Origin of the sequence: Protofrankia sp. Cr1 (assembly GCF_963555865.1) — a bacterium.
Taxonomy (GTDB): domain Bacteria; phylum Actinomycetota; class Actinomycetes; order Frankiales; family Frankiaceae; genus Protofrankia.
Map to the genome: position 1 here is coordinate 8,447 of NZ_CAUVXO010000213.1, position 547 is coordinate 8,993.

General features: G+C 72.0%; 1 pseudogene. It reads left to right on the forward strand.

The annotated features are described in order from the left end of the window. Positions 1-547 (forward strand): annotated as a pseudogene (locus tag U9980_RS16535) (hypothetical protein); the annotation flags it as partial.

A 547-nucleotide genomic window follows, 5' to 3' on the forward strand; every position in this document is an offset into this window, starting at 1 on the left:
GTCCACGCCGGCCCAGCCACCCGTGCCGGCCCAGCCACCCGTGCGGTCGCTGGAGGACGAGGCTGCGCCGGCTGAGGCCCTACCCTCCCAGCGGGTGACCCGGGAGACCGACGAGGCACAGGTCGTCGCTGACACCGCGGCGAAACCGGATGCACGGACGGTTCCCGCGCCCCGGGACGGGGCTGACAGCGCAGCGCCGGCGAAGCCCGAACCGAAGCGGGCCGCGAGGCCGCCCCGCAAGAAGCCCGGCTCATCGGCGACTGACGCTCCTGGACAGCCAGCAGCGCAGTCGTCGCTGTCCGAACCTGCGCTGTCCGAACCTGCGCTGTCCGAACCTGCGCTGTCCGAACCTGCGCTGGCTGAACCCGTGCTGGTTGAACCCGTGCTGGCCGAGCCGGTGTCGGTCGACGAGCCACCGCAGGTCGTCCTGGCTTCGACGCCGAAGCCACCTCGGAAGGTGTCGGCCAGGACGAAAACCGTCCGTACCACGTCCAACGGGCAGGTCGTCGACGGTTCGGTTGCAGAGCGGGCCGCCCCGCCGGTTGCA